Below are 17,241 nucleotides of genomic sequence, written 5' to 3'. Positions count from 1 at the left end.
GGATGAAGATGGAACAGACGACGAATATCATCGAATTAAAGCATATTACGAAGACCTATGAGGACGGTTACAGTGCGGTGTCAGATTTCAACCTGGAGGTGAAGCAGGGGGAATTCATCACTTTTCTGGGACCTTCCGGCTGTGGGAAGACGACGACTCTTCGGATGATCGCCGGGTTTGATCTCCCAACGGAGGGAGAGATCCTGCTGAACGGCAGACCGATCACCAGCCTTCCGCCCAATAAGCGGCCGATCAACACGGTATTTCAGAGATATGCATTGTTTCCGCATATGAATATCTACGAGAATATCGCCTTTGGCCTGCGGCAGAAGAAGACGCCGGAGAAGGTGATTGCCAAGAAGGTGAAGAAGGTGTTGGAGCTGGTGGATCTGGAAGGGTTCGAGAACCGGAGCATTGATACCCTATCCGGCGGGCAGCAGCAGAGGGTCGCTATCGCGCGGGCGGTGGTCAATGAGCCGCAGATCCTTCTGCTTGACGAGCCCTTAGGCGCCTTGGACTTAAAGATGCGCAAGGAGATGCAGCTTGAGCTTAAGGAGATGCACCGGGAGCTTGGCATCACATTCATCTATGTGACCCATGACCAGGAGGAGGCTCTTACCATGTCGGATAAGATTGTGGTCATGTCGGAGGGGAAGATGCAGCAGATCGGCACGCCGGAGGATATCTATAATGAGCCGATCAATGCCTTTGTGGCGGACTTTATCGGAGACAGCAATATATTTAACGGGATTATGACCGGGAAGCTTAAGGCCCGCTTCTGCGGCGGGGAATTCGCCTGTGTGGACGACGTGGAAGAGGGAACCCATATCACGGCGGTCGTGCGCCCGGAGGATGTGACGCTTACAAGTCCGGAACGTGGGAATATCCGCGGTATCGTGACTTCCGTGATCTTCAAGGGGATACATTATGAGATCACGGTGGAATCCGGGAAGAATGAGATCGTTGCCCAGTCCGTGCATTCTGCCAGGGTGGGAGACCGTGTCGGAGTGGAAGTGGAGCCGGACAATATCCATATTATGATTGCCGAGGATCATACCAATATCTTTGCGACAGAGATCAATAAGAACTATGAACTAGAATATAACGGGACGGTTCTTCCGGTCGCCCTTACGGATGTGATCAAGGGAAGCTCGATGCTGGAGGACGGGACGCTTGTGGATTCCAGAGGCCTGGAGATCGATCCGAAGAAGATCCGGGTCAAGATCTCCATCAAGCCTCAGGATATCGAACTGACTGACGATCAGGAGGAGGGGCTTGTGCAGGGCTGTATCAGCAACATGATCTATAAGGGAGATCATTACAGCTATGTGATACACACGGATCTGGAACAGGATTTCGTGGTAAATGACGAGTACCTGTGGAATATGGAAGATCAGGTCGGCCTTGTTATGCCGGTGGAGAAGATGATCTTCACAGTGAAGAAGTAGGAGGCGGATACATGCACAGACATACATTTTCCAGAAAATATCTGGGAATCCCGTATGCAGTTTTTTTGCTGCTTTTTGTTGTGGCTCCCTTAGTTGTACTGATTTATTATGCATTTACGAACGGGCAGGGAGAGTTTACGTTCCAGAATCTGACGGGATTCTTCTCTGACCCGAATACATTGGGGACTCTCTGCTACAGTTTTGGTATAGCGATGGTTACCACGGCGGTGTGCCTGCTTCTTGCATATCCCCTGGCATTCATCCTTGCCACCAGTAAGCTCAAAGGAAAATCCGTCATCGTGCTGATCTTCATTATGCCGATGTGGATCAATTTCTCTCTGCGGATCACGGCGCTTAAAGAGATCCTTACCTGGCTTGAGGGGAACCTTGCCTATCATCCGTTCCTGAATACGGTGCTTGGCATGAGCTATGATTTCCTGCCGTTTATGATCCTGCCGATCTATACCACCATCTCCAAGCTTGACGGGGCGCTTCTGGAGGCGGCGAGAGACTTGGGTGCGGGAGAGCTGCAGGCGTTCCTGCGGGTGACCCTGCCCTTATCCCTGCCGGGGATCATGAGCGGTGTATCCATGGTATTTCTGCCGGCGATGACGAACTATGTGGTGCTGGATATGCTGTACAACAGTACCTATATTATGGGAAGTCTGATCGGGAGCTATTTTGCGGCGTACAACTGGAACGGCGGATCCATGATCGCACTGATCCTTCTTGGGATCATCTGCCTGTTCACGCTTCTTACCGGCGGGGCAGAAGAAGAGAATACGAGGGGAGGGGCGCTGTTATGATAAGAAAAGTATGGAGATGGATGGTTATTATCTTCGTTCTCTTATTCCTGTATCTGCCGATTCTTGTCCTGGCGGTGTACAGCTTCACGGACGCCACGAATATCGGGGCGATCCGGGGCTTCTCTGTGCATAATTATGTGACGCTGTTTACGACGCCGGAGCTTCGCAGCATGATTGCGGGGACGGTAGCCCTGGCGCTTGGGTCGGCACTGATCGCGACGGTGCTTGGAACGATGGGCGCCATTGGTTCCTTCTATTCCAGGAAGGGGATGGCTTCGGCGATCACTACGATGAACCAGGTGCCGGTGGTGAATGCGGATGTGGTGACTGGATTCTCCATCTGTATTCTGCTGGTGGTAGTATTAGGGATCAGCAAGGACACGTATATCCCGCTTGTGGCGGGACATGTGACGCTGTGTGCGCCTTTCGTGTTCCTTGCCGTGATCCCTAAATTAAAACAGATGGATCCAAGCATCTATGAGGCGGCGCTGGATCTTGGGGCGACGCCTTTTACCGCGCTTATCCGGATCGTGATTCCGCAGATCTTTCCGGGGATTCTCTCGGGTTTTGCGATGGCAGTAACCCTGTCGCTGGACGATTATTTTGTGGCGACCTACACGAAGCCTGCGACCTTTGATACGATCAGTACCTATGTGGTGAATGCGACCAAGGGGGCGCAGACGACCATCAAGACGGCGCTGTGGGCGTTGTCCACAGTGATCTTCCTTCTGGTCGTGCTGTTCTCTGCGGTGATGAATATCAGGGCGAATAAGGAAGAGAGGAAGACTGTATGAGAATCGAGATATTTAACAGATATAGAAGCATTGCGGTCCTGTGTATTTGCAGCTTCCTGGTTTTAACATGCCCGGTGACGGCGGATGCAGCCAAGAGCGGCGGCAGGGAAGTAGAGAAGGAGGTTACCCTTAGGGTCTGCAACTGGGAAGAGTACATCGATCTGGGAGACTGGGATGAAGAGGAGACCATAGAACTTGACAGCGGTGATATCATCGGGGAGAATACCATGATAGAGGATTTTACGCAGTGGTATTATGAGACGTATGGGATTCGCGTCAGGGTGGAATATTCGACCTTTGGAACCAATGAAGACTTGTATAACATGCTGACTTTGGGGGATACCTATGATCTGGTCTGTCCGTCGGAATACATGATCATGAAGCTCATGACGGAGGATCAGCTTGTACCGTTATCGGAAGGATTCTTTGATGGTTCTGATCAGAATAATTATTACAGTAACGGCGTGTCGCCGTATATCAGAGAGATATTCGAGAAGAATGAGATCGGGGGCAGGCCGTGGGGGGATTACGCGGCAGGCTATATGTGGGGAATCACCGGGATCGTGTATAACCCCGGGCTTGTAAGCGAGGAGGATGCTTCCAGTTGGAAGATCCTCAACGATCCAGACTATAAGAGACAGGTCACGATTAAGGACAATGTAAGGGATTCGTATTTCGCGGCGGTGGGCGCCATCAAGTCGGAGCTTTTGAATTCCGAAGAATTCAAGAATGATCCGGATTATCAGAAGAGGCTGGAAGAAGAGATGAACGATACGTCGAGGGAGACGATCGCCGACGCGCAGGAGTATCTGCAGGATGTGAAGAACAATGCGTATTCTTTTGAGACGGATTCAGGGAAGGCGGATATGGTTACGGGGAAGGTGGCAGCGAATCTTCAATGGTCCGGGGATGCGGTCTATACCATGGACCAGGCGGATGAGGATGATTTCCCGCTGGCGTTTGCCGTGCCGTCGGAGTCGACCAATATCTATTTTGACGGATGGGTGATGTTAAAGAACGGAATCGGAGAGGATGCGGCGAAGCAGCATGCGGCGGAGGCATTCATTAATTTTAACTCCCGGCCTGACAATGTGATCCGGAACATGTACTATGTGGGGTATACTTCCGTGATCTCCGGCGGGGAGGATATGAGGATCTTCGAATATGCCGACTGGTGTTACGGCGCCGAAGAAGATGAGGAAGAGGTGTCAGAATATGACCTGGGATATTTCTTTTCCGAAGGAGGCGAAGAAGAGTATGTGATCACTGCGCCTTCGGATCAGGTCTACAGGCAGCTATTTGCCCAGTATCCCACACAGGAAGCGATCTCAAGGTCTTCGATCATGGTGTGCTTCGATGAAGATCAGACGAGGGAGATCAATCAGATGTGGATCAATGTCCGGTGCTGCAATATCTACGATATACCGGTATGGGTGTGGGTATTCGCAGGAGCTTCGGTCTGTGTGCTGGCTGTATTTGGCATAAGGAAGCTGAGACGGTAAGAAGGGTATAAAAAGAGGAGGTATTCGTGTATGTACAGAATGCCTCCTGTTTTTATGCCGGATTGTAACTAATTTTACTAATCCAGCTTGATTCCTTTAAACAGATCGCCCAGACTGGTTCCGATGCTCTCGGACTTGGGAATGTGTACCTTCTCAACAGGCTCTTCCTTCACTTCTTCCAGGGCTTTCATGCTGAGGCTGATCTTGCCGTCCTTAAGCCCGATGATCTTGACCTTGACCTCATCGCCTTCCTTCAGAACATCTTTGGGAGACTTCACACGCTTCTGACTGATCTGGGAAACATGAACCAGACCTGACAGTCCGTCTTCTAAACGAACGAATGCGCCGTAGTTCTGGAGACTCTCAACGGTTCCGTTCACAACGCTTCCAATCTTAACATTGGCGATTCTTTCTTCCATCGCCTTCTTCTCCTGCTCCTTAAGGATCTCGCGGGCGGACAGGATCAGACGCTCATTGGCCTGATCTACTTCGATGACCTTCACTTCGATATCCTTGAGCAGATATGTCTCCAGATCTTCAATGTAAGACAGGGATAACCTTGATGCCGGGATGAAGCCGCGCAATCCCTCTACCATGGCGATTGCTCCTCCGTTGACGATCCCTTCGACCTTGACGGGAAGGACGGTACCCTTTTCCTTGTAGGAGGCTACAAGATTCCATGGATTGGCATCATCAAAATGTTCTTCCAGATCTGCCATGGTCTCCGTTGTGCCGCCTTCGGCAGCTTCATTTGCTGCTGTTCCTTGTAATAATTCTTCACTCATAGTATATTCCCTTTCGTTTTCGAGACTCGTACGCTTCCACATACTTTTTTAATTATAACATAAAACAGGGGAAATGTTCAATTTATAGTTGACGAAAGTCGAAAAAAATGGCACTCTTATTAGTAAAGTATTCCGGCAGGTAGTTAAAACCAGTAATAATGGCCGGGAAATCTGGTTTGAGGATGTGATGATAATGGGAAAGAAGACGGGGAAAGTGTATGTGGTGGGGCACAAGAATCCGGATACGGACTCGATCTGTTCTGCGATCGCATATGCGAATCTGAAGAAACAACTGACCGGCAGCGAGTATGTTGCCAGGAGGGCGGGACAGATCAATGAGGAGACACATTATGTGCTGAACAGGTTCAAGGTAGACCCGCCGGATCTGCTGTCCAATGTGAAGCTGCAGGTGAAGGATATTGATATACATAAGATAGAGGGCGTGGAGCCGAATGTCTCTATCAAGGATACATGGGAGAAGATGAAGGAGCAGCATGTGAAGACGCTCCCGATCCTGAAGGAGGAAGAGCTGGTGGGAGTGATCTCCACGGGGGATATCGCGACTTCCTATATGGATGTCTATGACAACTGTATCCTTTCCACTGCCAAGACGCAGTACCGGAACATTGCCAAGACCCTGGACGGGACACTGATCTGCGGGAACGAGCATGGATATTTTACCAAAGGGAAGGTGACGATCGCGGCATCGAGCCCGGAGATGATGGAAGAATTCATTGAGAAGGATGATCTGGTAATCTTAGGGAATCGTTATGAGTCTCAGGCGTGCGCGGTGGATATCGACGCGGGCTGTCTGGTAGTGTGCCAGGGGGCAGAGGTGTCAAAAAGGCTGATCAAGAGAGCAGAGGAGCAGAGTATTGTGATCATCAGTACGCCTCACGATACCTATACGGTGGCGAGACTGATCAATCAGAGTATTCCGGTGAAGCATTTTATGACTCAGGCGCCGCTTACCGCGTTCCGCATGACGGATTATGTGGAGGACATCAAGGAGGAGATGACGAAGAAGAAGTTCAGGGATTTCCCGATTCTTGACAGGCATGGGCGGTTCAAAGGATTTATCTCCAGAAGGCGTTTCCTGGATGTCAGCAAGAAGAAGGTGATCCTGGTGGATCACAATGAGAAGTCTCAGGCGGTGGATGGGATAGATGAGGCAGAGATTGTTGAGATCATCGACCATCACAGGCTTGGCAATATCGAGACCATGGGACCGGTGTTCTTCCGCAATCAGCCGGTGGGCTGTACGGCGACAATCGTTTACCAGATGTATGAGGAGTCAGGGGTGAAGATTACCTCCACGATCGCCGGGTTATTATGCTCTGCGATCATCTCCGATACGCTGCTGTTCCGCTCTCCTACGTGTACGGCGGTGGATGAGAAGATCGCGAAGAAGCTGGCGAAGATTGCCGGGATCGACTTAGAGCAGATGGCAGGCGAGATGTTCAAAGCGGGAAGCAGCCTTGCGGGAAAGAGCGCGCAGGAGATCTGTTTCCAGGATTTCAAGCAGTTCACGGTCAATGATATCGTCTTTGGCGTGGGGCAGATCAATTCCATGAACAAGGAAGAGCTTAAGGAGATCAAGGAAGTGCTGCGCCCGCACCTTTCAGAGGTGCTTAAGGAGAACAGCCTCCAGATGATCTATTTCATGCTGACGGATATCCTGGATGAGTCCACGGAACTTCTGTGCGTGGGGAACAACGCGAAGGAATATATCGTAGATGCGTTTGACCTGAATGAGGATACCGATAAGATCGTGCTCAAGGGCGTAGTATCCAGGAAGAAGCAGCTGATTCCGACACTGGTGGGAGTGCTGCAGCAGGAGTAAAATGGACGCTGTTTTAACGTCGGCAGGCGGAATCTTGTAGATAGGAATCCTGTAGATAGAACGCGGCCCAGCAGAAAGAGAGGCAGGAGTTATGGAGAAGAGAAAAGAGAAAAGGAAAGTGGATATGGCGGCGGGAAGGCAGGTATGGCGGCCGGGGAATATGCTCTATCCGCTTCCGGCGGTGATGGTGAGCGCCGCGGATAAGGCAGGGAATGCGAATATCCTGACGGTGGCGTGGACGGGAACGGTCTGTTCGGACCCGGCGATGCTCTACATCTCTGTGAGGCCGGAGCGTTATACTTATCATATGATCCGGGAAACCGGGGAATTCGTGGTCAATCTTACGACGGAAAGACTTGCTTATGCTACGGATTGGTGCGGGGTGAGATCCGGCAGGGATGTGGATAAGTGGAAGGAGATGGCGCTTACGAAGGGGGCGGCAGATCAGCTTGTCTATGCGCCTGTGATCCTGGAGAGTCCGGTCAATATCGAGTGCAGGGTGACGGAGGTTAAGGAGCTTGGCTCTCACCATATGTTCCTCGCCGAAGTGGCGGCGGTTCAGGTGGATGAGAGGTATATGAAGAAGGGCGGGAAGTTCGAATTGAATTCTACCGGGCTTCTGGCGTATTCCCATGGAGAATATCTTGGACTTGGGAAAGAGCTTGGGAAGTTTGGGTGGAGTGTGAAGAAGAGAAAATAAATAAATAAAGATAGATAGATACGATAGGGACATAGTAAAGTGGTAGTTTACTATGCAATGTTAACAACCTAACTCAAGCAACTACAACATATAGTGTTTCTTTTAATTGGCACGGGATTCCCTGTGCCTTTCTTTATTTATAACCACTAATACGATTAAAATATTGCACAAAATTCGCCCATAAAAATCAGCATATTTACTATTGACATAAGCTCCAAAAAATGCGGCGCAGCCCTTGTTTATATTACTTTTTTAAGGGGGCTGCATCGTATGAATTTAATTCAAATCTTAGTCGATATTATCTGTAACACATTACTTGATCCACATGTCCTTGAACGGGCCAGAAACAGAAAAGGGGCTTTTACACGCAATTGCGGGAAACTTCCCTATTGGACATTGATCAAACTGTTATTAAGAAATTCCAAGAAAACTATTTCTTCATCACTGGATGAATTCTTTACCGAATTGCGGCATATATCAGGAATTCCAATCTCTGATACTGTGAAATGTTCCCAACAGGCTTTCAGCAAGGCCCGTTCCGGCATTGATCACTCTATTTTCAAAGAATGCTTCGAACGTGTACTTGACTTCCTTTGCAGCAGGGATTCCCTGGATTTCCATTCACGTTTCATGGGTGTATGGGGACGGCAGATCATTGCTGTTGACGGCTCTAAAATACCTCTTCCTAACCGTAAGACTCTTCTTGATAAATACGGCAGCATAGGGAGAGGCCAAAACTCTCCCACTGCCATTGCCAGTGTTGCTTTTGATGTACTGAATCACCGCATCCTTGATGCACAGCTCGAACCCATGAGCGTCGGTGAACGTACCCTTGCCATAAGGCATATGCAAAATATAAAAAGCAAAGCACGGACGAATCTATTATACACCATATTTGTCTTCGATAGGGGATATGCTTCAAAAAATTTATTTTCTTTTATCGAAGACACCTTACATGCCGGATATCTCTTCCGGTTAAGGACTAAATTTAACACGGATATTGATGCACTCCCTGTACCGGCGGATCGAAATGGAATCAGTGACTATATCTTTTTCCTTGATGGCAGGAAAGTACGCATCCTTAAATTTTACCTCCCAAGTGGGACGGTGGAAACGCTGATCACAAATGATTTTGACCTTGCCAAAGAACTGTTCCGCCAGTGTTACTTCCTTAGATGGCCGGTGGAGGAGAATTATAAGCTTGTCAAAGAAAAGATCGGGCTCACTAATTTCCGGGGCTATTCCGAGAACTCCGTTCTCCAGGAATTCTGGATATCGGTATTGCTTGCAAACCTGGCTCTTGCCATAAAGCGGGAGACGGACGGCATTGTTGACAGCACCATAAACCAGAAAGGGAATCAGAACAAATATATGACAAACATGAATGAGCTTGTCGGATACCTGAGCCGTCATATAGGAGAATATATGGATGCTGATACAGACACAGAAAAGTATGGCATCATCCGCTGTATATTTGATTTTGCCGTATCTCACCGGGTGTGTGACAAAAAGGGCAGCGGGGAATCAAATCTACGTACAACTCCAAGAAAAGTCAAACATCATTACAATAACAAGACTACACACTAATACCATTTAAGAAAGGTGGTGGTGCCAGTTTCTTTATATTCTACAATACAAACGCCATATCTAAAAAAACAGCTGATAGCAACCAAGGGGAAAGTCTGCCCTTTTTTCAGTGTATTTTAATCATTTCTATCATCTGCTATTATTGGTTTAATAGCTTAATCCTATTGTGATATCATGCCACTACTAAGTTGTTAACATTGGTTTACTATGTCCCTATCTGTTTGAAGTTTATCCCAATAGAAGCAAATAGAAGATTTAGATTTTATATTGTAAATGTCACTTAACTATGTTATCCTTATCTGAAGCATAAAGATTCTAAAATTCTATTCAAGCAGATATACTTGTCATCATCATTTCAGAACATCTATGCTTATTCCAATTATTTATAACAGCATAGGGGCTGAAAGTTGAAAGTATGGCAGGCATGTTATGTTTTACTTTTCAAGCCCCTTAAAAGGAGGTTTGTTTATGGAAGAGAAACGGGTACATGTCAATGAGAAATATAAGGATAGTATATTCTGTATTTTATATCAGGATGATAAAGAACGGCAGTTAGAGCTCTATAATTCAGTCAGTGGAAAGAACTATACGAATGCAGATGATTTGCAAGTGGTCACATTGAAGCATGCGATATATATGGGAATGAAGAATGATCTTGCATTTCTTATAGCGGATGATCTGCATCTGTATGAGCATCAATCTACAGTCAATCCAAATATGTCGCTGCGGTTACTGCATTATATTTCGAAAGAGTATGAGGGACTTGTGGAGAGCCGTAAGTTGTATGGAAAAGAGGCAGTCGAGCTTCCAACGCCATATTTTGTAGTATTCTATAATGGAACTACGAAATACCCTGAGCGAAAGATTCTGAGACTGTCGGATTTGTACAAGGCTTCATATGAGGGTAAGGCGGAGTCTGACGGTAACGGGGTCAAAGTTGAAGATCAGAGCAGTGACAGTGAGAAGATTGGTGATATTTTAGAGAAAGAATCTCCGTTTTTGGAGTTAAAGGTTCTGGTAGTGAATATTAATCCTGGTCAGAATAAAGAATTTTTAAAAGAATGCACCACTTTGCAGGAATATATGGAATATGTTGTCCGTGTGCGGAGATACCGGGCAAAGATGGAACTTGAACAGGCAGTAAACCGTGCAGTGGATGAGTGTATTAAGGAAGGAATCTTAGAGGATTTCTTAAGGAAGAATAAGGCGGAGGTAGTGGCGATGAGTATCTTTGAATATAATGAAAAAGAAGTAATGGATTACATTCGTGAAGAAGAGAGAGAAATTATGAGGGATCAAGTAAACCACTTGTGTCGTTTATTGCTTAACGAGAAAAGATATGATGATCTGGAGCGTTCTACAAGGGACAGGGATTACCAGGAGCAGCTCTTTAAGGAATATGGTATAGATATTGTGTGTGAAGGAGAGGAAACATTCTAAAGTATGTTTCTTTGAACTGCTCGAATGGGGCTTGAATGGGGACGTAGTAAAATGGTAGTTTACTACGTCCCTAATTGTTTGATTTTAGTCTTATAGATGTGTCGAAGCAGCACGGTCGACATCACGACCGACGCGATCTCTGCAATCGGTATGGACCACCACACCATATGTAACCCGAATATCCTGGCGAACACATAGGCCACCGGAAGGATTACGAAGAGCTGTCTTGCAGCAGATACGATCAGGCTGTAGACGGCGTTCCCAAGGGCCTGGAATACGGAGCCGACGATAATACAGTAGCCGGCGAACAGGAAGCTTAAGCTGATGATCCGAAGCGCCGGGACTCCGATCTTAAGCATATTCTCCGAGGCGTCGAACAGGTTCTTAAGAAGGAAGCCTGGAAGCGTCTGGAAGATGGCAAGTCCGAACATCATGATAGATACGGCAATAGCGACGCTCAGCTTGATAGTCTGAATGATGCGGTCTTTGTTCCTGGCGCCGTAGTTGAATGCGATGATCGGGATCATCCCGTTATTCAGCCCGAAGACCGGCATGAAGATGAAGCTCTGGAGCTTGAAGTACACGCCGAATACGGCGGCTGCGGTGGAAGAGAAGATCAGAAGGATCTTGTTCATTCCGAAGGTCATGACCGAGCCGATGGCCTGCATGATAATGGACGGGATTCCGACCTCGTAGATGACGGCGATCGTCCGCATATGCGGACGGAAGCCCCTAAGGCTGATATTGATCTCCTTGTTCCTGGTAAGATTGAAGTAGAATGACATCAGCACCGCGATCACCTGTCCGATGATGGTGGCTAAGGCCGCCCCCGCAACCTCCAGCTTTGGAAGGCCGAATAACCCGAAGATCAGGATCGGGTCCAGTATGATGTTGATGATCGCGCCGGTTCCCTGGGTGATCATGTTATAGATCGTCTTGCCTGTGGACTGCATCAATCGTTCTAATGTGATCTGCAGGAAGATACCGGCAGAGCACACGGTGATGATAGTCAGGTATTGTGTTCCGTATGTGACGATGGTCTGATTGTCTGTCTGTGCCGCGAAGAAAAAATGCGATCCCAGTCCGCCGATCACGGCAAAGATGATACAGCTTGCGATACCGAGGAACAGGCCGTTCTTGGCGGCCGAATCGGCTGCTTCATAATTCTTCTCTCCTAAGTTCCTTGAGAGCAGGGCGTTGATGCCGACTCCGGTACCGGAAGCGATCGCGATCATAAGCGTCTGGATAGGAAATGCAAGCGATACGGCTGTCAGCGCGTCTTCGTTCAACTGTGCAACGAACATGCTGTCTACGATATTGTAGAGAGCCTGTACCAACATAGAGATCATCATAGGCAGGGACATGCTGATCAGAAGCTTTGGGATCGGCATGGTTCCCATCTTGTTACCGCCTGCGGCGGCTTCTTTTGTATGTGGTTCTGACATAAGTATACCTCCGTTTTATAATGATTCTGCTAAAAGGCAGCAAGAATTATTATAGCATTATAATAATTATATTGCAATGGATTGATTTATGGATCTATATATTAAATAAATTCACAGTTCCTTACATATAAATGAAGGAGGGATATGTGAAAGTGAGGTAACATCGGTATGGAGAAAAGAGAATTTCGCAGAGTCAAAGTCCTGTGCGGACTATTCTATATGTTTTGTCTGTTTAATTTCCTGGGGATTTCGCTGAATCTGGCAGGCGGACGAACCCAGGATGAGAAGGTCCAAAGGGAACAGTCCGTAAGAGAGCAGGGAATAAAAGAGACCGTGGATGAGAACGTTTTCTCCGTGACAGAAGAGGCGCCGAAGATCGCCATCACTTTCGACGACGGACCAAGCAGCCATTGCACCGGACGGCTTCTGGACGGCTTGAAGGAGAGAGGGGTGCGGGCGTCGTTCTTCCTGATCGGTAAGAATGTGAAGGAAAATCCTGACCTAGTCAAGCGGCTTTATGAGGAAGGGCATCTGATCGGCAACCACACATACAATCATGTAGAGATCACCCGAATATCGGACGAAGAGGCGAAAAAAGAGATCATGGATACAGACGAAGCCATCTACGCGATCACCGGGAAGCATGTGGAATATATGCGCCCGCCCTTTGGACTGTGGCAGGAGGAACTTGAGCAGGAGCTGAACGTGATGCCGGTCATGTGGAGTATCGACCCTCTGGACTGGACGACGAAGAATGTGGATGAAATTGTAAATAAGGTAGTGACGGAAGCCGGGGAAAATGATATTATTCTATTACACGACTGTTATGATTCTAGCGTGGATGCCGCCTTAAGGATCATTGATATCTTGAAGAAGAAGGGATTTGAATTCGTGACGGCGGATGAACTTCTTATGGATTAAGAATCTAAGATTGGAGAAAAAGTTGGAAAAACAATTGGAAAAACAGTTGCCAGAACAGAACCTGCCGGCAGAAGATCCGGAAGAGAGCGAATTTGCCAGGACAGAGCTGTTGCTAGGAGAAGCCGGACTTCGAAGACTTATGCAGTCGACCGTCATGGTGCTTGGTGTGGGCGGAGTAGGTTCGCACTGTATTGAAGCCCTGGCAAGAAGCGGGGTAGGACGGCTGATCCTGGTGGATAATGACCGGGTATCCATATCGAATATCAACCGGCAGTCGATTGCGCTGCACAGTACGATCGGCAGGTATAAGACGGAGGTCATGAAGGAGAAGATCGCGGATATCTGTCCGCAGACAGAGGTGATCACTTATGAATGTTTCATACTGCCTGAGAATATAGAGAGTATATTTGATCCGATGCCGGATTACGTCATCGACGCCGTCGATACAGTGACGGCGAAGCTTGCCGCGATCGAGAAGTCGATAGAATACGGAATCCCGATCATCAGCAGCATGGGGACAGGCAATAAGCTTCACGCCGAACTGTTCGAGATCACAGATATCAGCAAGACAAGTGTCTGCCCCTTAAGCAGAGTCATGCGAAGAGAACTCAGAAGCCGCGGGATCGAACACCTGAAAGTCCTGTATTCTGCAGAAAAGCCCATCGCGGCATCTAAGGACGATAAACCCCAGCACAGACAGCCAGAAGACAGCAGAAGACGGGCAGTTCCCGGCAGCATCTCCTTCGTTCCCCCCGCAGCCGGACTCCTCATAGCCGGAGAAGTAATAAGAGATCTGCTGCACAGTGAACAGAAGATTTAATAAAAAGGAGGCAATTCCCCATATGAACCTATTTGAATATGCACGTGAAAAGAACATGGACAAGGAAGCGCCCTTAGCTTCAAGACTCCGCCCCGTAACTCTGGACGAGGTGGTGGGCCAGCAGCACATCATCGGCAAGGACAAGCTTCTATACCGCGCCATCAAGGCGGACAAGCTCGGTTCGATCATATTCTACGGGCCGCCGGGAACGGGGAAGACGACGCTTGCCAAGGTGATCGCCAACACGACCAGTGCAGAATTCACCCAGATCAACGCCACGGTGGCGGGGAAGAAGGATATGGAGGCGGTGGTGCAGCAGGCGAAGGAGACGCTTGGCATGTATCAGAAGAAGACCATCCTGTTCGTGGATGAGATCCACAGATTCAATAAGGGGCAGCAGGATTATCTTCTGCCCTTCGTAGAAGACGGTACGGTCACCCTGATTGGAGCAACGACGGAGAACCCGTATTTTGAGGTGAACGGCGCGCTGATCTCCAGATCCAGTATCTTCGAGCTGCAGCCGCTTCACAAGGAGGATATCAAGAACTTGCTCAGGCGTGCGGTCTATGATACGGAGAAGGGGATGGGAAGCTATCAGGCGGTCATTGACGAGGAAGCGCTTGAGTTCTTAGCGGACATCTCGGGCGGAGATGCAAGGAATGCGCTGAATGCGGTGGAGCTTGGGATCCTGACCACGGAGCGGAGCGCGGACGGACAGATCCATATCACTCTCGATGTGGCGTCCGAGTGTATCCAGAAGAGGGTTGTGCGCTATGACAAGACGGGAGATAACCATTATGATACCATATCCGCATTTATCAAGAGCATGCGCGGGTCGGATGCGGACGCCGCAGTCTTCTATCTGGCGAAGATGCTGTATGCGGGCGAGGATATCAAGTTTATCGCGCGGCGGATCATGATCTGTGCGGCAGAGGATGTAGGCAACGCGGACCCGATGGCGCTTACCGTAGCGGTATCGGCGGCCCAGGCCGCAGAGCGGATCGGGATGCCGGAGGCGCAGATCATCTTATCGCAGGCTGTGCTTTATGTGGCGACTGCGCCCAAGAGCAATTCGGCGTGCAATGCCATTTTTAATGCTATGGAGTATGTGAAGAAGTATAAGACGACGGTTCCGGTTCATCTTCAGGACGCCCATTATAAGGGAGCGCAGAAGCTTGGACACGGAATCGGGTACAAATATGCCCATGATTATCCGAACCACTATGTGAAGCAGCAATATCTGCCGGAAGAGATCAGAGACGCCAGGTTCTATGAGCCGGGAGATAACGGGCATGAGAGGAAGATCCGGGAGTGGATGGAGTATATCCGCAAGGGTCTGCCGGACGAAAGAAAGAAGGAATAGATATGAGTTTTCGTGTGAGAGATATGTTGAAGATGGATATCTTCAGCGGGGCAAAGTTTCTGGGCGGAGATGCAGGATTAGACAATGAGATCCAGGGCGCTACGATCATAGAGGCCCCCGATATTGTGAAATTCATCAACGGCGGGGAGGTCCTGCTTACAAGATTTTATGCGTTCCAGGCCTGTACGATGGAGGAATTTGACGGTTATTTCCGGGAGCTGGCGGTAAAGAAGGTCAGTGCCATCGTCATAAAGCGCGACCGGGGTGTGGAGGATATAGATGAGAAGGTCAGATATATCCTGGAATTTGCGGAAGAATTCGCGGTACCGATTCTGGAGGTTGTCTTTGAGTTGTCCTTCCGTGAGATCTTGAAGCCGATCCTGGAGCAGTTATTCAGCGAAGAGGTAAAGCAGCTTAAGTATTTTAAGACGACCCATGATAATTTCACGGCGTTGTCCTTCGCCTATGGGTCGGCGGAGGATAACATACAGAAGATCCTGGACGCCCTTGAGAAGCTGGTGGGCAATCCGGCGGCGCTCTTCAATCAGAATATGGAATATCTTGCGGGAACGCAGGGCAGTATGCCAGGGCTTGTATTGTCGGATCAGGCCAGGGAGTACCATCCGCAGTTCTATTCCAACTATACATATCTGAGACAGAGGGCAGTCCTTGCTGACGGCGGCAGGGCACACGACCAGTATATTGTAAAATGGCGTGTCATGTATAACAGGAGCGCTTATCTGGCGATCACGGAATCCAACAGACCCTTTGGCGATATGGACGATATTGCGGTTGAAAATGCGGTGACGGCATTGAAGCAGGAGATGTTCCGCCAACATCTGGTGGAAGAGCTGGAAGAAAAGTTCCAGAATGACATCATCACCCAGATTTTGAACGGGAAGGTATTCTCCGGGCAGGAATTGGAAAGAGAAGTCAAGCATCTGGGGATTCCGCTCAATGCCGATTACCGTGTGCTGATATTCAAGCTATGGAACGAGAGTACGGGAGAGTACGAGAAGCTCAACGAGCAGTTCCATTATGACAGCATTCTGCGGGACGCGGTCATCAATGAGTTCGAGGATGTCAGGGTGAGGAATGACCTGGATCAGGTGATCGTGATACAGCAGATCATAGAGGGGCAGAAGCAGGAGGATTACAGGAAGGAGCTAAAAGCTACGGCCTTGCAGATCCAGAAGAGAATAGCGCAGAAGAACAGGAATTTTAAGGTGCACGCAGGCGTGGGGAAGGAAGTAGAAGGAGTGGTGAGGCTCTCGGACAGCTTCAAAGAAGCAAGAGATTCTCTGGAGTTCATCGGCATCTTCAAAGGCCAGAATGAGAATCAGGGACCTGATATTGCCTTTTTCTCGGATATGGGGATCTTCAAGCTCCTCTGCAAGGTGGACGATCCAAAGGAGCTTGGGGAATATATTCCGGAGAGCCTTCAGAAGCTTCTCTGCTATAAGAAGCAGCAGAGACAGGAGTTGCTTCTGACCTTGCGCACTTATCTCGACCGGAATCAGAATCTCACGAAGACGGCCCAGGAGCTCTTCGTCCATTATAAGACGGCGGCATACCGCATCGACCGGATCGCCGCGATCACAGGGATTGATTTTGACAATCCCAGCGAAGTGCTGGCGGTCAAGATCGGGCTGATCGTACATAAGATGATAGAAAATATGACAAAATAGACGCGAAAGAGAGGTTCTTTGTCTAATATAGATAAAGAACCTCTCTTTTTTTATCTTATTTCTCCAATGTATATCGTTATTTATTTATCTATAATGTGA

The 17,241-nt window shown here is 48.7% G+C and carries 14 protein-coding genes; 12 read left to right on the top strand and 2 right to left on the bottom strand.

What is annotated here, in order from left to right:
- Positions 1-8 precede the first annotated feature (8 nt).
- From VSQ62_RS17360 to VSQ62_RS17345, 4 genes are read left to right on the top strand one after another with little or no spacing between them, the layout of a single operon-like run.
- Complete coding sequence (locus VSQ62_RS17360) at positions 9-1,448, top strand: ABC transporter ATP-binding protein (protein ID WP_334636042.1); 1,440 nt, start codon at positions 9-11, stop codon at positions 1,446-1,448.
- A gap of 11 nt (positions 1,449-1,459) precedes the next feature.
- Positions 1,460-2,254 (top strand): ABC transporter permease, encoded by a 795-nt coding sequence (locus VSQ62_RS17355; protein WP_334636041.1) that lies wholly within the window; start codon positions 1,460-1,462, stop codon positions 2,252-2,254.
- Positions 2,251-3,048 (top strand): ABC transporter permease, encoded by a 798-nt coding sequence (locus VSQ62_RS17350; protein ID WP_334636040.1) that lies wholly within the window; start codon positions 2,251-2,253, stop codon positions 3,046-3,048. Before VSQ62_RS17355 ends, VSQ62_RS17350 begins: the two co-directional genes overlap by 4 nt.
- Positions 3,045-4,550, top strand: a complete 1,506-nt coding sequence (locus VSQ62_RS17345; protein WP_334636039.1) for an extracellular solute-binding protein — start codon at positions 3,045-3,047, stop codon at positions 4,548-4,550. Before VSQ62_RS17350 ends, VSQ62_RS17345 begins: the two co-directional genes overlap by 4 nt.
- Positions 4,551-4,627: 77 nt before the next feature.
- On the opposite strand, the gene VSQ62_RS17340 is transcribed toward VSQ62_RS17345, so the two are convergent.
- The gene (locus tag VSQ62_RS17340; RefSeq protein WP_334636038.1) at positions 4,628-5,335 is read right to left on the bottom strand and encodes a S1 RNA-binding domain-containing protein; all 708 of its coding nucleotides are present in this window, start codon (positions 5,333-5,335) and stop codon (positions 4,628-4,630) included.
- A 193-nt stretch (positions 5,336-5,528) separates the two neighbouring features.
- On the opposite strand from VSQ62_RS17340, the gene VSQ62_RS17335 reads away from it, so the two are divergent.
- From VSQ62_RS17335 to VSQ62_RS17320, 4 genes are all read left to right on the top strand, one after another.
- Complete coding sequence (locus tag VSQ62_RS17335) at positions 5,529-7,178, top strand: putative manganese-dependent inorganic diphosphatase (RefSeq protein ID WP_334636037.1); 1,650 nt, start codon at positions 5,529-5,531, stop codon at positions 7,176-7,178.
- A gap of 91 nt (positions 7,179-7,269) precedes the next feature.
- Positions 7,270-7,878, top strand: a complete 609-nt coding sequence (locus tag VSQ62_RS17330) for a flavin reductase family protein (protein WP_334636036.1) — start codon at positions 7,270-7,272, stop codon at positions 7,876-7,878.
- A gap of 270 nt (positions 7,879-8,148) precedes the next feature.
- Complete coding sequence (locus VSQ62_RS17325) at positions 8,149-9,465, top strand: IS4 family transposase (protein ID WP_288091876.1); 1,317 nt, start codon at positions 8,149-8,151, stop codon at positions 9,463-9,465.
- Positions 9,466-9,933: 468 nt separating this feature from the next.
- Positions 9,934-10,905, top strand: coding sequence for a hypothetical protein (locus VSQ62_RS17320; RefSeq protein WP_334636035.1), 972 nt, complete (start codon positions 9,934-9,936; stop codon positions 10,903-10,905).
- Between the two features lie 62 nt (positions 10,906-10,967).
- Here VSQ62_RS17320 and VSQ62_RS17315 read toward each other — a convergent pair whose 3' ends face one another.
- Positions 10,968-12,350: an MATE family efflux transporter gene (locus VSQ62_RS17315; RefSeq protein ID WP_334636034.1), complete on the bottom strand. Its 1,383-nt coding sequence runs from the start codon at positions 12,348-12,350 to the stop codon at positions 10,968-10,970.
- A gap of 168 nt (positions 12,351-12,518) precedes the next feature.
- On the opposite strand from VSQ62_RS17315, the gene VSQ62_RS17310 reads away from it, so the two are divergent.
- The 4 genes from VSQ62_RS17310 to VSQ62_RS17295 all read left to right on the top strand — a co-directional run bounded on the left by VSQ62_RS17310 (position 12,519) and on the right by VSQ62_RS17295 (position 17,142).
- Positions 12,519-13,271 (top strand): polysaccharide deacetylase family protein, encoded by a 753-nt coding sequence (locus VSQ62_RS17310; protein ID WP_334636033.1) that lies wholly within the window; start codon positions 12,519-12,521, stop codon positions 13,269-13,271.
- 61 nt (positions 13,272-13,332) lie between these two features.
- Complete coding sequence (locus VSQ62_RS17305; RefSeq protein WP_334637698.1) at positions 13,333-14,091, top strand: tRNA threonylcarbamoyladenosine dehydratase; 759 nt, start codon at positions 13,333-13,335, stop codon at positions 14,089-14,091.
- Between the two features lie 22 nt (positions 14,092-14,113).
- Positions 14,114-15,454, top strand: a complete 1,341-nt coding sequence (locus VSQ62_RS17300; protein ID WP_334636032.1) for a replication-associated recombination protein A — start codon at positions 14,114-14,116, stop codon at positions 15,452-15,454.
- Complete coding sequence (locus VSQ62_RS17295; protein ID WP_334636031.1) at positions 15,403-17,142, top strand: PucR family transcriptional regulator; 1,740 nt, start codon at positions 15,403-15,405, stop codon at positions 17,140-17,142. Before VSQ62_RS17300 ends, VSQ62_RS17295 begins: the two co-directional genes overlap by 52 nt.
- The last annotated feature ends 99 nt before the right edge of the window (positions 17,143-17,241 follow it).

Source organism: Sporofaciens sp. JLR.KK001, assembly GCF_036941055.1.
Taxonomy (GTDB): Bacteria; Bacillota; Clostridia; order Lachnospirales; family Lachnospiraceae; genus Sporofaciens.
This window is presented reverse-complemented; position numbering and strand designations above follow the sequence as displayed.

Coding starts and splice junctions, on each gene's coding strand:
- VSQ62_RS17350 (WP_334636040.1), top strand. CDS start 2,251: ATGATAAGAAAAGTATGGAGATGGATGGTTATTATCTTCGTTCTCTTA.
- VSQ62_RS17310 (WP_334636033.1), top strand. CDS start 12,519: ATGGAGAAAAGAGAATTTCGCAGAGTCAAAGTCCTGTGCGGACTATTC.
- VSQ62_RS17345 (WP_334636039.1), top strand. CDS start 3,045: ATGAGAATCGAGATATTTAACAGATATAGAAGCATTGCGGTCCTGTGT.
- VSQ62_RS17360 (WP_334636042.1), top strand. CDS start 9: ATGGAACAGACGACGAATATCATCGAATTAAAGCATATTACGAAGACC.
- VSQ62_RS17330 (WP_334636036.1), top strand. CDS start 7,270: ATGGAGAAGAGAAAAGAGAAAAGGAAAGTGGATATGGCGGCGGGAAGG.
- VSQ62_RS17300 (WP_334636032.1), top strand. CDS start 14,114: ATGAACCTATTTGAATATGCACGTGAAAAGAACATGGACAAGGAAGCG.
- VSQ62_RS17325 (WP_288091876.1), top strand. CDS start 8,149: ATGAATTTAATTCAAATCTTAGTCGATATTATCTGTAACACATTACTT.
- VSQ62_RS17320 (WP_334636035.1), top strand. CDS start 9,934: ATGGAAGAGAAACGGGTACATGTCAATGAGAAATATAAGGATAGTATA.
- VSQ62_RS17340 (WP_334636038.1), bottom strand. CDS start 5,335: ATGAGTGAAGAATTATTACAAGGAACAGCAGCAAATGAAGCTGCCGAA.
- VSQ62_RS17335 (WP_334636037.1), top strand. CDS start 5,529: ATGGGAAAGAAGACGGGGAAAGTGTATGTGGTGGGGCACAAGAATCCG.
- VSQ62_RS17315 (WP_334636034.1), bottom strand. CDS start 12,350: ATGTCAGAACCACATACAAAAGAAGCCGCCGCAGGCGGTAACAAGATG.
- VSQ62_RS17355 (WP_334636041.1), top strand. CDS start 1,460: ATGCACAGACATACATTTTCCAGAAAATATCTGGGAATCCCGTATGCA.